Raw genomic sequence first — 13,994 nt, forward strand, 5'->3', positions numbered from 1 at the left:
GAACTAGTTTTGTAAAGGCGGAGAGGTTGGTTATATGAATACAATATTAAGTACGCTTTTCATTGTAATTGCTGTATGGTTTGTTATTTCACGTTTTTTACCGGTGAAAGGTGTTCAAAATATAAATGGAAAAGAATTAAAGAGTATAGTGGGAAAACAGGGAAAGCAGTTTATCGATGTTCGTACAGTAGGTGAATATAGAGGAAATCATATGAAGGGATTTCAGAATATCCCGCTAAATGAGTTAGCTAGTAGAGCAAATCAATTAGATAAAAATAAGGAAATAATCGTTATTTGTCAGAGCGGGATGAGGAGTAAGCAAGCAGCAAAAGTATTAAAAAAATTAGGGTTTCAGCGCGTTATCAATGTTTCAGGTGGCATGAATGCTTGTAATTAAGAAGGAGATAGAAAAATGAAAGAAATGACTGCAAAAGAGTTAGAAGAAAAATTGTTACGTAAAGAAGCAGTAAATATTGTAGATGTACGTGAAGTAGAAGAAGTAGCTGAAGGGAAAATTCCAGAAGCATGTAATATTCCACTAGGCCTATTAGAATTTCGTATGCATGAGTTAAATAAAAATCAGGAATATATTATTGTTTGTCGCTCTGGCGGGAGAAGTGCAAGAGCAGTTCAGTTTTTAGAGAGCTACGGTTTTCGAGCAATCAATATGGTAGGTGGTATGTTAGCTTGGGAAGGTAAAGTCATATAGGACTGAGGTAAATGATTTCAGCCTTTTTACAAAAAGATAAATACCCCTATAGGTAATTAGGAGGAGAACAACATGGAACAACAGAAGAAAACAACAATTGTTTTATTTAGCGGAGATTATGATAAAGCGATGGCTGCTTATATTATTGCAAATGGTGCAGCGGCGTATGATCAAGAGGTGACTATTTTTCATACTTTTTGGGGATTAAATGCTTTAAGGAAAGATGAGCATGTGAAAGTAAAGAAAACGTTCATAGAAAAAGTATTTGGAAAAATGATGCCGCGCGGCGCTGATAAGATGGGATTATCAAAAATGAATTTTGCTGGTATGGGGCCAAAAATGATTAAAGGTATTATGAAAAAACATAATGCGATGCCTTTACCAGATTTAATTGATTTGGCGAAAGAACAGGGAGTTAAACTTGTAGCTTGTCAAATGACAGTAGATTTATTAGGGTTAAAAGAGGAAGAGATTATGGAAGGGGTAGAGTTTGCAGGAGTAGGTGCATATTTAGCAGATGCTTCGGATGGGAATGTGAATTTATTTATTTAAATCACCTTCTTTTTAGAAGGCGGGGGATACAATATGAGTTTAACAGTACTGCTTTTTATTATTGGGTTTATAGGGTCGTTTATATCAGGAATGGTTGGGATTGGCGGGGCAATTATTAATTACCCGATGATCTTATACATTCCAGTATTGCTAGGATTTGCTGGATATACATCACATGAAGTGAGCGGTATTACAGCGATTCAAGTATTCTTTGCAACTTTTGCAGGCGCGTGGGCGTACAGGAAAAGTAACGATATGGATAAAACTTTAGTTGTGTATATGGGAGCTAGTATATTAATAGGAAGCTTTGTAGGTAGCTTTAGTGCGAATCTATTAAATGAGCATGCTGTAAACGTTGTTTACACATTACTAGCTACTATTGCGGCTATTATGATGTTTATACCGAAGCGAAGCAATCGTAAGGGGACAGAAGGAATTACGTACAATAAGTGGCTCGCTAGTTTGCTAGCGTTTATTGTAGGAAGTGTTTCCGGCATTATTGGGGCTGGTGGTGCATTTCTTTTAGTACCGATTATGCTAGTTGTTTTAAAACTACCGATACGTACGACAATAGCAACATCTATCGCTATTACTTTTATTTCCTCGATAGGAATTACTACTGGGAAAGTGATTACTGGACAAATAGTTGTTATTCCGGCTCTTATCGTTGCGATAGCAAGTTTATTTGCCGCTCCTCTTGGAGTGAGAGTAGGGAAGAGAGTGAATCAAAAAGTTTTGCAATACGTATTGTCTACTTTAATTGTAGGAACCGCGATAAAGATGTGGGTTGATATGATATCGAAATAAAAAGATGGTGCTCTTGTAGCACCATCTTTTTATTTACGCCCAAATAACTTTCATTAAGTTCTTATATTCATCGTTTGCCAGTTTATATAGCATTCTCGTATGTTCAAAGACAAGTGCGGGATTAAAGTTTGGTTCTGAGAATGCAAGAGATGTTGAAATATCAATTGCATTTTGTTTGTTTAGCGTGAATTTTGCAAATCGATAAGATGTGTTTAATTCATTGATGACATGTAAAATATCATTTGTTGATGTTGAATCAGGTACAAGAGCAACATTGAAGCAGTATATATCCACAGCAGGATGTTCGCTTTGGAAAGCAGCGATAAGTTGAATTTTTGCGCCAGCTTCTGTTTCTAATCCTACTGAAAAATGTACCGAACCATCATTTTCATCTATATTTTCTTCCATGTATATATCGTTTGATTTTAAGTACTCTTTAAAATCTGAAATGTTATGTTTTACTGCAGCTTTCATATGCGTGGGCCCCCTGATAATTGGAATAGATTACTACTATTTATTATAATTTAAAAATATTAAAAAAGATAGTTGGAAAGTTCTGATTTTTTATTTTGAAAGCATTAAAAAGAAGCAGTGCTCTACCTCCATAGAGCACTGCTTCACTTTATTCATTGTCATTAGACGATGTTTCTGTATCTTCACTGTTATTCTTCTTATTTTGAGTTTCATCGTTACTTGATTCGCGTTCACTCGTATTTTCAGACGTAGATTCTTTTGTTTTCTCTGAGTTTGTTTTTTTCGAATCAGAATCAGATTTTGTATAGGCAGGTAGTCCAAGGTGACTACGAAGTTCGTTTGTAACATTAGCTAATTCTTTTTTATCTGGATTGTAGTAGTAAGTTCGACCACCACCAGCTGACTTACTACATGTATCATCACCTTTTGCCATGTAACAATCTTCACCTTGAAGTTGTAATTTCTCAATTTCCGAATCCGATCCATATTTATAGAATGAAAGCATGTCATCGAATGTTAAGTTTGTAACGAATTGTCCGTTAATATCATCAATGATGTTACCAACTTTTGTTACGGATCCAACGCTTGTTAGTTTCTTTAAAATGGCTTCGATAACGAGTTGCTGACGTTGACCACGCATCGCATCACTATCAATGTGCCTTGTTCTAGCAAGAGCAAGAGCTTCTTCACTATTTAACTTTTGAACACCTTTTTTCAGGTGAATTGCTTCGGCGTTATCATTACTATCTTGTTCAGTAAACTCAACTGGTACGTCAACTTCAATGCCGCCTAAATCATCAACGATTTTCATGAATGATTTAAAGTTGAATTTTACAAAGTAATCGACGGGAACATTCATTAATTTTTCAACTGCATCAATACTAGCTTGTGGTCCACCATCTTTTCCGTTTTTAGTAGAACCAAATGCATGAGCGTGTGTAATTTTATCTTTTTTCTTTTCTACTGGAATATAAGTATACGTGTCACGTGGAATACTTAATAGCTTTACAGTTTTGCTATCTTTATTAAACGTTGCAAGTAATAGTGCATCCGTTCTTATAGCTTCACCATATTCTTTCCCACGGACATCGCTTTCATCAACACCCATTATTAAGACAGAGACGTTATTTGTAATAGGTTTTACAGCTTTAGCACGTAAATCAGACTTATCACCGCGTGCTAAATCGTGAGCGGCGTTTCGAACAGCAGAAGATGCTTTATTTACTAAAAACCATGTATAACCGCCACCTATTATTAAAACTAATAGAATAACGCTTATAATAATTTTTGTTTTTTTCTTACCTTTTTTCGGTTTATTGCGTGTATTTTCTTGCAAAGATGGGTTTTGCTCCATTTCTTGTACTCCTTCATTTGAATTGAAATACGACACTCATATCCACTTATTATAATGAAATTTAGCGAAAAAAAACATTACAAATCATTTACATTTCGTAAAAATTCAATTTATTTATAAAAAGTCAGATTTTCTATATTTTATTTTTAAGATGTAGAACAAGTATAATGTGTTTTAGTAGAAATGAAAATATGTAATGTGAGAAAGTGATAGAGAAGTAAGATTTGTTGAAATATAGCCAATAAGATGTGATTAGCTGTATATGTACTTCTTATATAATAAAGAAAGATTTTACGGATGAAGGAGAGAGCATAATGAATAATACATCATTCCGAGCAATTGTCGTGAACGAAAAAGAAAATAATCAATTTGAAAGAAAGCTTGTTGAGAGAGAAATTAATAGTTTACCTGAAGGAGACGTATTAATACGTGTTTATTATTCGTCATTAAACTATAAAGATGCCCTTTCAGCTACGGGTAATAAAGGTGTAACGAGAACATATCCTCATACACCAGGTATCGATGCAGCGGGAGAGGTAGTTAGTAGTGAAAATAACGCCTTTCAGGAAGGCGATCAAGTTATTGTAACTGGATATGATTTAGGTATGAATACTTCTGGTGGTTTCGGAGAATATATTCGCGTGCCATCATCTTGGGTTGTTCCGTTACCGAAAGAAATGTCTTTGAAGGAAAGTATGATGTACGGGACAGCCGGTTTTACAGCTGCCTTATCGGTATATAAGCTCATTAGAGCGGGAATTACGCCTAGTACGGGAGATGTTTTAGTAACGGGTGCTACGGGCGGAGTAGGCAGTGTAGCAGTTAGCATTTTAGCGAAGCTAGGATATGACGTAGTAGGATCAACTGGGAAAATGGAAGAGGAACAGATGCTGCTACGTTTAGGTGCAAAAAAGATGATTGATCGCGCGGAGTTGAGTGATGAATCAGGAAGACCGATGCTTAAAGGAATATACGCTGGGGTTGTCGATACCGTAGGCGGAGGCATGTTAGAAAGTTCTTTAAAGGTAGTTAAGTATGGAGGCTGTGTAACAACGTGTGGTAACGTAGCAGGGCATGAATTAAATACAACTGTATACCCATTCATATTACGAGGGATTAGCCTTTTAGGAATAGATTCAGTTCAATGTCCAGTAGATGTGAGAAGAGACGTGTGGGCATTGCTAGCAGGTGAGTGGAAAAATTCAGAGCTATTATCTTATACAGAAGTATGTACATTAAAAGAATTAGATGAGAAGTTTACACTTATACTGCAAGGAAAGTTAAAAGGAAGAACGGTTGTAAAGATGAAATGAAAAAAGAGACGCTTAAATTAGCGTCTCTTTCCTATTATAATGATTGTTTTAAATTTACTTTTCCTTGTTCACCTAAAACACCATCAGCGATATTTACAGCGTGATCACCGATACGCTCTAAGTTACTTACCATATCAACGTAGATGATGCTTGCATCACCTGAACAGCTACGTTCGTTCAGACGTAATACGTGACGTTTACGTAGAACACGTTCCATTTGGTCAATTTTACGTTCTTTTGCAATAACCGTTTGTGCTAGTTCAGTATCGAAGTTTGTTAAAGCATTGATTGCATCTTGTAATGTTGAAATTGTTAATTCAAGCATTTCATTTAATTCAGCTAGTGCTTCATCTGATAGTGAAACGCGGTTTGAAATTTGGAAATCTACAAGTTCTACAAGGTTTTCTACATGATCACCGACACGTTCAATATCTCCAACAACACCTGCTAAAACTGAATGTTTTTCAGAGTCTGTAGGTGAAAGTGGTTTTTCTGATAGTAAAACTAAATACTCAATAATTTTTTTATCTAAATTGTTAATAGCTCCTTCTAATTGAGTAGCCATGTCAGCATGTTTTTTATCTTGTGTATTTAAAAATTGGTTTGCTTCTTTTAATCCATGTAATGAAAACTCAGCCATACGAATGATTTCTTTTTGAGCCTCTGTTAAAGCGATAGCTGGAGATTGCTCAATAAAGATTGGATTTAAATGTTGCGGTTTGAAGTTAATAGATGCATCTTCACCACGAATAATTTTTGTTACAATCCAGGCTAATACTGCAATGAATGGGAACTGAATGATTGTATTCGTTACGTTAAACGTCCCGTGTGCAAATGCAATTGTCATTTCTGGATTTAAGTTTAATGACGTTTGGAAATATTGAATTAAACTTGTAAATGGTATTAATATAATCGTAAAGATAATGGTACCGATAATATTAAAGATAACGTGAACTAATGCTGCACGTCTTGCTGCAATTGAAGTACCGATTGCTGCTAATACGGCTGTAATTGTCGTACCGATGTTATCACCGAACAATACAGGAAGAGCAGCTTGTAAATCGATTGCACCTTGACCGAATAGTTCTTGCAAAATACCGATTGTCGCACTTGAACTTTGTACAATTAAAGTGAAGACTGTACCAACAACAATTCCTAAAATTGGATTATCACTCATGCTAACCATTAACTCTTGGAATGACTCTAAAGAACGAAGAGGTTTCATACCTGCGCTCATTAATTCTAAACCGAAGAATAACATACCAAAACCGAATACAACTTGACCTACAGAATGTACTTTTTTATTTTTAAAGAAGAATAGTAAGATTGCTCCAACTGCCATGATTGGGAGAGCGTATTCTCCGATTTTAATCCCGATAATAAATGCAGTAACTGTCGTACCGATGTTCGCACCCATAATAACACCAATTGCTTGTCTTAATGTCATAAATCCGGCACTTACAAGTCCGACTGTTAAAGCGGTTGTTCCTGAACTTGATTGAATTAATACTGTAACTAACATACCTGCTAGTACACCCATAAGAGGGTTTGTTGTAAAACGATCTAGAATATCGCGAAGACGATCTCCAGCTGCTTGTTGCAGTCCATCGCCCATGTATTTAATCCCGAATAAGAAAATACCTAATCCACCAATGAACTGGAAGATCATATCTTGAATATTGTATTCCACGCATTCCACTCCTTAAATTTCATGTACGATGTAATTATTAACTAAACCTTGAGGCACTGTAAACGGTTTATCAGTAAAATTTACACTAAATTTACAAAGGGATAAAAAGTTTACAAATCTTTAAAGAAACACCTGGATTTAATTGGTTTTTCAGATGATATATCTGATCGGTTTGTAAAGAAGTCACATTTATCACACTATTTGCGGATAGTAAAAATAGGAGAGGTAAACTATCCAAATTGGATGCGCTAAGTAAAGTGTCACCTTATTTATAATAATGGTTCTTTGCATATTTTTTGATTAAAGTTAGAAAAATATGTAGGGAAACGGGGGAGGTTTGAAATGGATTTATTTAATGAAAGTAAAAAACGATTAAATTATTTTAAACTGTTTTCTTTTGAGATGCTCGCAACAATAAAAAAGAGCAATTCGCATATGAATTTGCTCTGCTTTTTTATGTTAAAAACTTTCGGTGCTTTGCATTTTAACAATTATGCAAAGTGTTTTTTCTTTATTTAGAATCGTCATTATGCTCCATAGTTATGACGACATTTCCCTTCTTATGTCCTTTTTCAACATATATGTGAGCCTCAATAATTTCCTCAAAAGTGTATTGCCTATCAATGACCACTTTTATTTTACCGTTCTCAACAAGTTTTTTAAGGAAATTTAATGCTTCGGAAGTTTCAGGTGCGTTTTGACTTAATATGAGTTTCACGCGACTTGTCAATTTAGTCCAGAGCATTTGAGCACTTGGTAACGGTTCAACGATATTTATATAGGTACCATCTTCTTTTAACATTTTAATACACTCTGAAAAGGAGCTCCTGTTTACCGCTTCAAAGATAACATCATAAGTTTCGTCTGTAGTAGAAAAATTTTTTGTGGTGTAATCAATTACTTCGTCAGCTCCTAGAGATTTGACCAATTCTAAATTTGAGCTACTGCACACACCTGTAACTGTTGCGCCGAAATACTTGGAAATTTGTACTGCATAACTTCCGACACTTCCAGAAGCCCCGTAAATAAGAATGTTTTGACCGCTTTGAACGTTAGCTTTCCTAAGGAAAAACAAAGCTGTACGTGCTCCAATTGGGATGGCTGCGGCTTCTTCATAGGATATATTGGAGGGCTTCATGCACACTGCTCCACCTTCAGGTAGACAAATATACTCAGCATAAGAACCAAAATTTACTTGGGTAGCTGCAAAAACTTGGTCTCCTTTTTTAAAACGTGTGACGTCTTTTCCTACCGATTCAACTTCACCAGCCAATTCCATTCCGAGTATTTGTTTTTTCGGTTGCTTAAAGCCAAGTGCGATTCGAGCGGGTAGCCAAACAGAAGAGGGAACCGTAAAACTTCGTGAGCGAATATCTCCTGCTGTTACGGTTGTCGCTTTTATTTTTACTAGTATTTCATTGTCCTTAGGAGCAGGTTTTTCTATCTCTTTCAGTTGAAGAACGTCGGGGAGACCGTATTTTGTGTACACTATTGCTTTCATTAATATTTCCTCCAATTCGTTCTATATATATTAATATCATACGAACAACATGAATAAATAGAACAGCGGTTCACTCTTCAATACAATGCAAAAAGCAGTGTGATTTTTTTAGGAATCCACTGCTTTTTACAAATGTGTATACATGATTTTTTGGTCTAAGTACTTCGAAAAAGAACCAACTAGCCATTACCCAACGGCTTTTTCTTTTGCTTTATCCCCCTGTTTTTGCTTCCGTAAGCTTGTGATGTAAATGAAAAGAAAAGCGATAAGTAATAGAGAGGAATATCGATATACAGTTGCATAGTTGGTAAAGTGTGCAATGAATCCAAAAATAATCGCTCCAGCACCAATTCCAAGATCAAATGCTGAGAAGAATGTTGCTGTTGCTACTCCTCTCCGGTGCGGTGCTACTCGGTCAATCATCCATGCTTGTAGTGCCGGTTGAATTGCTCCGAAACCACTGCCGTAGCACGCTGCGGCAATAATTAAACTCGGAATTGTAGTTGTATACGACAGCAAGATAATACCTGTAAACGTAATAATAACTCCTGGAATGATGACGAATGTATGGCCTTTCGTATCATATAATCTTCCAGAAAACGGGCGAGTTACAGCGATTGCAAGTGCGTTAAATAAAAAGAAGAGACTGATATCAACAATCCCGACTTCTGTAGCAAATAATGTGATAAAGCTCCCAATTCCCCCGTACATTAATGTAATACATAATATTAATAGTGAAGGAAGTAAAGCTTTACGCTCAATAAACCCATCGAGAAAGGTACCAGATGTTTGCTGTGGTGGTTGCGGCGATTTTTTGATTTGAAGTAGTTTCGTTAATATTAATGAAACTATTGTGCATGAAAGTGCACATAAAAAAAGAATCGTGAAGTTATATGCTTGCATAAGCCAAAGTCCGATAAGCGGACCGAGCGCCATGGCGATAGTTCCAGAAAGACCGAAATATCCCATGCCTTCACCGCGGCGAGCTTGCGGAATTAAATCTGAAACGACAGTTCCGTATGTAGTCGTTGTAATACCAAAACCAGCTCCGTGTAAAATTCGAACGGCAAGCAATAGGAAAACGGTTGAAGCGAAAAGATAACTGCCCATAGCGAGTAAACAAATAGCGGTACCGATCATTAAAATGATTTTTTTGTTGAATTTCTGCAAGGCATTTCCAGTTAGCGGCCTAATAAAAAGTGCTGCAACGGTAAACATGCCGACAACGAATCCGATATTTGAACTTGTGCCTCCAATTTCTTTCACATAAACAGGTAAAGTTGGAATTAACATTTGAAATCCTAAAAACATACATAAGTTTGCTAGAATTAGCGCAATAAACTCTTTCGTCCATAACGGTTCTCGTTTTACGAGTACTGCCTCTCCCATATATTCATCCCCTATATAAAAGTTTTCTCTATTCTTTCGAGTATATGTATTGGTCAACGTAACAGTCAAGGAAGGTGCCTTGAAAACGTATAACAATTTTTAAGGCGAAAAACTGACAAATTTGTGGAAAGACTACACAACTTTGAAAAAAAGATGTAAAGTATAGATGTATAGACTAGTAGTTGTTATGAATGATAGAAATTATTTTTTCTTTAAAGAAAGCGGATTCAAATGGTAGTGGACGAGAAGGGGATACATACTTTTTTACTACATATATTTGAAAAGGTTTACAATATGATGAAGAAAGAGGCGTGTACATATGAGACGATTAGGTATTTCTATTTATCCAGAGCATTCGACAGTAGAGAAAGATAAAGAGTATGTAACATTAGCGAGTAAATACGGATTTACACGTGTATTCACATGTTTATTATCTGTAGATGGCGAAAAAGAGAAAATTATAGAAGAGTTTAAAGAAACGATCTCTCATGCAAATGCATTAGGGTTCCAAGTATTAGTTGATATTAGTCCGTCTGTCTTTACACAATTAGGTATTTCATATAATGATTTATCGTTCTTCCATGAGTTAGGAGCGTACGGTATCCGTTTAGATGTTGGATTCTCTGGTTTAGAAGAATCGATTATGACTTACAATCCATACGGCTTAAAAATTGAAATTAATATGAGTAACGGTACGAAATATGTAGATAACATTATGAGCCATAGACCAAATCGTGAAAATTTAATTGGTTGCCATAATTTTTATCCACATCGTTATTCAGGATTATCATACGATCATTTCATTAAATGCTCGAAACAATTTAAAGATTACGGTATGAGAACAGCTGCTTTTATTTCATCATTCGATGCAACGTACGGGCCTTGGCCAGTAACAGAAGGGTTATGTACGTTAGAGCAGCATCGCGAATTACCGATGACAACACAGGCGAAGCATTTGTTTGCAACAGAATTAATTGATGATGTTATTATTGCGAATGCTTATGCTTCAGAAGAAGAATTACAAGCACTAGGTGCATTAAATAAAGAGAAACAAACATTTGATATAGAACTATACGATACAACAACAGATTTAGAAAGAATAATCGTATTAGAAGAGCCTCATTTTTATCGCGGGGATGTATCTGAATATATGATTCGTTCTACACAAAGTCGTGTGAAATATAAAAAAGAAGAGTTTAAACCGCATAATACGCGTGAAATTAAGCGTGGCGATCTTTTAATTGATAATGAGCAATATGGCCAATATAAAGGTGAATTGCAAATTGCTTTAAAAGATATGGTGAATACAGGAAAAACAAATGTAGTTGGCCGAATTATAGAGGAAGAAATCTTCTTATTAGATTATTTACAAGCTTGGGATAAGTTTGGATTTACGCTAAAGAAATAATGAACGCGGGATAAAAGGGAAAAAACTACTGATTTCAGTGGCTTTTTCCCTTTTATATAAAGAGCGAGAGGAAGAGCTATGACAAAAGTGCATCAGCGATTAATTTCCATTTTGGAGGAGTTTTTAGAAGAGAAATCGATGCTAAATCGAGCTTTTTTAGCGAGCCGTTTACACGTATCAACGAAGACGATTCAAAAGGATATAAAATTATTAAATGATATATTGGGAGAACACGGAGCGAAAATTGAATCACAAAGAGGGAATGGGTACGAACTAGAAATTATACAAACTAAGAAGTTTGAAGATTTTTGCGTAAATGTATTTCAAAAACAGACAGAAAAGATTCCAACTTCTTATGAAGAAAGAGTAGCTTATATTTTACACCGTATTTTAACGACAGATGGGTATGTGAAGCTTTCACAGCTAGCGGAAGAGATTTATGTGAGTAAATCTACTGTAAACTTAATTATGAAAGATGTTACGGATATTTGTAGTCGCTATGAGTTACAAATTGAAAAAAGACCATATTATGGTATACGTATTGTAGGAGAAGAATTTAATATTCGTTCTTGTTTATCACAATATGGTTTGCCACGTTATGACCATACTCCGTTTCATGAGAACTATGAGCAGACGGACACATATTTATCGTTACCCCATATTTCTCTCATCCGCTCAGTTATATTAAAGTATATCGAGGGAGGAACGATATATTTATCAGATATAGAAATTGATAATTTATCAATTCATATTGCGATTGCTTTAAAGAGATGCAGGGATGATCATTACATTCAAGCACTGCATGTAGAGGAATCTGAACTTATAATAAAGAAAGAATATAAAATTGCGAAACAGATTTTAGGGAATTTAGGGGAAGAGCTAAAACTTCAATTTCCAGAAGAAGAAATTTTATATGTGACGATGCATTTATTAAGTACTGCTGTTACAGCGAGAGATCGCTATGAAAATGTGGAAGAGCTATTAGGGAAAGACGTATATGCATTCATGCAGCATATTCTTTTCAAAGTAGCGGAAGAACGGAATCTTACTTTTTATTATGATGAAGAATTATTATTTGGTTTTGGTGTTCATTTAAAAACGTTATTAAATCGTTTGAAATATAAGTTAAATACGCGAAATCCTCTTTTGGCAGAAGTGAAAAAAAATTATCCATATGCTTTTGAAATTGCAGTTCTCGTTGGAGATATAATTGGTGAATATACGGGTGAATCCATTCCAGAGAGTGAGATTGGTTATATTGCCATTCACTTTGGTGGGGCGATGAGCCGCTTGCAGGAAAATAATCAAAAGAAAAGATGTTTATTAGTTTGTGCAACTGGTCAAGGGAGTGCACAACTACTGAAATATAAAATTCTATCACATTTCCGAGATAAACTAGAGATTGTAGGTATTACAGGGTACTATCAATTGAAAGTGGAAGATCTTTATAAAGATAAAATAGATTGTATTATTAGTACGATTCATATACCGAGTGGTTTGCCTGTTCCGGTTATAAAGGTAAACTCAATATTTGATGATAAAGAGATTAAATCAATTGGTAAGCAGTTATTTACACATGTGAATGATAGTATGCAGCAATATATTAAGGAAGATTTGATCTTCTTAAATCGTAGTGCTTCTACGAAAGAGGAGGTTATTCAGTTTTTATGTGAGAAAGCTGCTGAGAAAAACTATGTACCCGCAAACTTTTATGCTTCTGTTATGGAGAGAGAGAACACATCTCCTACAGCGGTTGGAAACTTAGTGGCAATTCCGCATCCGATGCAATTATTAAGCGATACGACATTTTTGATGTTTTGTACACTCGATAAGGCGATTGACTGGGGAGATAAAAAAGTACAAGTTATTATTTTATTTAGTGTGAAGCGCAATAATAATGAAGATTTACAAAAGCTTTATGATTTTTTATATGATATTATGTCTAATCAAACTATAATAGAAAAATTGCATCAGGCTCAAGCTGTTGATGATTTTCAAGAAATCTTACTATCATTATGAAAAAGTATATTAAAACTTCCGTTACATAACGGAAGTTTTTTATGTTTAATTGTATGCGTTTTCATAATAAGATGAAAATATAGAAAAAAGATAGCTTGGAGGAATTTAAAATGACTGATATGCAAACTCCATTTGCGTTAATTTTACATGGTGGTAACGCGAGAAGCGCGGCACTTGAAGCAATCGCTTTTGCAAGACAAGGAGATTTTGAGAATGCGAGTGAAAAGATGACACTTGCTAGTGAGGAAATATCATCCGCTCATCGTATTCAAACGGATTTAATTCAAGAAGAAGCAAGAGGCAATCATGCAGAGATAAGTTTATTATTAGTGCATGCACAAGATCATTTAATGAATGCCATTACAGTGAAAGAACTTGCTGAAGAATTTATTACTCTTCATAAACGAGTGGAAGAGAAAGTGACAGTGTAATATGTACATTTTATTATGTTGCGCGGCAGGTATGTCAACGAGTATGGTTGTAAGAAAAATGCAAGAAGAGGCAAAGAAACAAGGGAAGGATTATAAAATTAAAGCAGTCGATTCAGAACTTGTGAAACTGGAAATGAAAAATGCTGATGTTGTTTTAATTGGACCACAGGTGAAGTATTTGTTTCCAGCGGTAGAGTTTCTTGCGAAATCATACGATATACCAGTTGCAATTATAGAACAACGAGATTATGGCATGTGTGATGGTGTAAAAGTGCTTAAGCAAGCTGAACAATTAGTTTTAATGTAATTATATTTTTTTAAACATAAACATTATAATGTTATAACTT

At 35.2% G+C, this 13,994-nt stretch carries 14 protein-coding genes; 9 read left to right on the forward strand and 5 right to left on the reverse strand.

Annotation, left to right across the window (positions count from 1 at the left end; all coding sequences use genetic code 11):
* Nucleotides 1–34 precede the first annotated feature (34 nt).
* The 4 genes from AC1DS7_RS04610 to AC1DS7_RS04625 all read left to right on the forward strand — a co-directional run bounded on the left by AC1DS7_RS04610 (nt 35) and on the right by AC1DS7_RS04625 (nt 2,068).
* A complete protein-coding gene (locus AC1DS7_RS04610) occupies nt 35–397 on the forward strand; it encodes a rhodanese-like domain-containing protein (protein WP_002140460.1) in 363 nt (120 codons plus the stop codon).
* 15 nt (nt 398–412) lie between these two features.
* Nucleotides 413–709 (forward strand): rhodanese-like domain-containing protein, encoded by a 297-nt coding sequence (locus AC1DS7_RS04615; RefSeq protein ID WP_002140461.1) that lies wholly within the window; start codon nt 413–415, stop codon nt 707–709.
* Between the two features lie 72 nt (nt 710–781).
* On the forward strand, nt 782–1,261 hold the full coding sequence (locus tag AC1DS7_RS04620) for a DsrE/DsrF/DrsH-like family protein (protein ID WP_002029908.1): 480 nt from the start codon (nt 782–784) through the stop codon (nt 1,259–1,261).
* Nucleotides 1,262–1,294: 33 nt separating this feature from the next.
* Nucleotides 1,295–2,068: a sulfite exporter TauE/SafE family protein gene (locus AC1DS7_RS04625; protein WP_002029911.1), complete on the forward strand. Its 774-nt coding sequence runs from the start codon at nt 1,295–1,297 to the stop codon at nt 2,066–2,068.
* Nucleotides 2,069–2,101: 33 nt separating this feature from the next.
* Here AC1DS7_RS04625 and AC1DS7_RS04630 read toward each other — a convergent pair whose 3' ends face one another.
* Nucleotides 2,102–2,542 carry a hypothetical protein gene (locus AC1DS7_RS04630; RefSeq protein WP_002029912.1) on the reverse strand — a complete coding sequence of 147 codons (441 nt, stop codon included), beginning with the start codon at nt 2,540–2,542 and terminating at the stop codon, nt 2,102–2,104.
* Between the two features lie 148 nt (nt 2,543–2,690).
* On the reverse strand, nt 2,691–3,896 hold the full coding sequence (locus tag AC1DS7_RS04635; protein ID WP_002140463.1) for an LCP family protein: 1,206 nt from the start codon (nt 3,894–3,896) through the stop codon (nt 2,691–2,693).
* A 314-nt stretch (nt 3,897–4,210) separates the two neighbouring features.
* On the opposite strand from AC1DS7_RS04635, the gene AC1DS7_RS04640 reads away from it, so the two are divergent.
* Nucleotides 4,211–5,209, forward strand: coding sequence for a YhdH/YhfP family quinone oxidoreductase (locus AC1DS7_RS04640; protein WP_016101759.1), 999 nt, complete (start codon nt 4,211–4,213; stop codon nt 5,207–5,209).
* 34 nt (nt 5,210–5,243) lie between these two features.
* Here the strand turns inward: AC1DS7_RS04640 and AC1DS7_RS04645 are convergent, their stop codons facing one another.
* From AC1DS7_RS04645 to AC1DS7_RS04655, 3 genes are all read right to left on the reverse strand, one after another.
* Nucleotides 5,244–6,899, reverse strand: coding sequence for a Na/Pi cotransporter family protein (locus AC1DS7_RS04645; RefSeq protein WP_002010739.1), 1,656 nt, complete (start codon nt 6,897–6,899; stop codon nt 5,244–5,246).
* A gap of 511 nt (nt 6,900–7,410) precedes the next feature.
* Nucleotides 7,411–8,400: an NAD(P)-dependent alcohol dehydrogenase gene (locus AC1DS7_RS04650; RefSeq protein WP_016101758.1), complete on the reverse strand. Its 990-nt coding sequence runs from the start codon at nt 8,398–8,400 to the stop codon at nt 7,411–7,413.
* 186 nt (nt 8,401–8,586) lie between these two features.
* The gene (locus tag AC1DS7_RS04655; RefSeq protein WP_016101757.1) at nt 8,587–9,789 is read right to left on the reverse strand and encodes an MFS transporter; all 1,203 of its coding nucleotides are present in this window, start codon (nt 9,787–9,789) and stop codon (nt 8,587–8,589) included.
* 319 nt (nt 9,790–10,108) lie between these two features.
* On the opposite strand from AC1DS7_RS04655, the gene AC1DS7_RS04660 reads away from it, so the two are divergent.
* The 4 genes from AC1DS7_RS04660 to AC1DS7_RS04675 all read left to right on the forward strand — a co-directional run bounded on the left by AC1DS7_RS04660 (nt 10,109) and on the right by AC1DS7_RS04675 (nt 13,954).
* Complete coding sequence (locus AC1DS7_RS04660; RefSeq protein ID WP_002029923.1) at nt 10,109–11,197, forward strand: DUF871 domain-containing protein; 1,089 nt, start codon at nt 10,109–10,111, stop codon at nt 11,195–11,197.
* Nucleotides 11,198–11,275: 78 nt separating this feature from the next.
* The gene (locus tag AC1DS7_RS04665; protein ID WP_471653273.1) at nt 11,276–13,216 is read left to right on the forward strand and encodes a BglG family transcription antiterminator; all 1,941 of its coding nucleotides are present in this window, start codon (nt 11,276–11,278) and stop codon (nt 13,214–13,216) included.
* A 110-nt stretch (nt 13,217–13,326) separates the two neighbouring features.
* Nucleotides 13,327–13,647, forward strand: coding sequence for a PTS lactose/cellobiose transporter subunit IIA (locus AC1DS7_RS04670; protein WP_002087442.1), 321 nt, complete (start codon nt 13,327–13,329; stop codon nt 13,645–13,647).
* 1 nt (nt 13,648) lies between these two features.
* Complete coding sequence (locus AC1DS7_RS04675; protein ID WP_016101755.1) at nt 13,649–13,954, forward strand: PTS sugar transporter subunit IIB; 306 nt, start codon at nt 13,649–13,651, stop codon at nt 13,952–13,954.
* The last annotated feature ends 40 nt before the right edge of the window (nt 13,955–13,994 follow it).

The sequence above is a fragment of the Bacillus sp. P4_E1 genome, from assembly GCF_056401715.1.